The sequence below is a fragment of the Salinicola sp. RZ23 genome, from assembly GCF_003206675.1.
Lineage (GTDB): Bacteria > Pseudomonadota > Gammaproteobacteria > Pseudomonadales > Halomonadaceae > Salinicola > Salinicola endophyticus.
The window spans coordinates 1-913 of sequence record NZ_PZJK01000029.1 but is presented as its reverse complement, the minus strand read 5'-3'; the positions used below and the strand labels follow the sequence as shown (position 1 = coordinate 913).

The window sequence follows — 913 nt, the reverse complement described above, 5'->3', positions numbered from 1 at the left end:
GGGCTGCTTGTAGTCGAAGGTACCCACGCTGACCCGGGTGGGCTGCTGGGTGCGCACGCCGCCCCACTGGGTCAGTGCATCCTCGCGCTCGGTGGCCGCCTGGCGGTGGAAGCGGATCGCCTGTGGGCTGACCGCTTGGGTGGTATCGACATCGTCGGTGATGACCAGCCGGTGGCCGTCGAAGCCCGACCCGGATTCTTCAGACGAGGCGTTATTCTGGCCCTCTTCTGCCTCGGATGACTGCCCCGAATGCTCGAAGTAGTACCATAATCCTTCCTCTTCCAAGAGGCGGCTAACGAAGTTCAAATCGCTTTCGCGATACTGCACGCAGTAGCTGCGCGCCGGGTAATCACGACGCAGATCGAAGCGATAGCGCCCCTTGGCCAGTTCATGGTCGTCGAACACCGCGGTGAGCACATCGACGACGCTACGGTCCTGGAAGATGCGGCTGTCGCGGCCCAGGCCGAGCATCGTGAGCCACGGCACCAGGGTGAGCTGGTAGTAGGTGACGCCCCCATCTTCGCCCAGCAGCGCGGCTTCACTGACCAGCCCGTGCAGCGGGCGGTAGCTGCCATCGGCCTGCAGGATCGAGAGCCGTGCCGGCTGCGCCATCAGCGTCTTGAGTTCGATATCGCCCTGCTGGGAGATGCAGTCGAGGGTATAGGTGAAGGGCGCGCTGAGGCGCTCTTCGCCCACCAGCCGATGGGGCACGAGGGCGGTGCCGGCGATGTCGAGGGTCAGCAGCCGCTGCGACTGCGACAGGTCGATGTCGAAAGTATCGAGGAGATCGTTGAGCATGCGGTTTTCCTGATCGCGGTGGCCGAGCCGGTCGACGATTATCAGAGGATCAGGATAACGCATCACTGACGAAATGTTTGTAGGAGATATGCTACGGCTGGCGTGAGATATCCGC

The 913-nt window shown here is 62.9% G+C and carries 1 protein-coding gene; it reads right to left on the bottom strand.

The features are described 5' to 3' along the window. A partial coding sequence (locus tag DOM67_RS19620) for a phage late control D family protein (protein ID WP_157958926.1) occupies positions 1-798 on the bottom strand: 798 nt, incomplete at its 3' end. Positions 799-913: the final 115 nt, after the last annotated feature.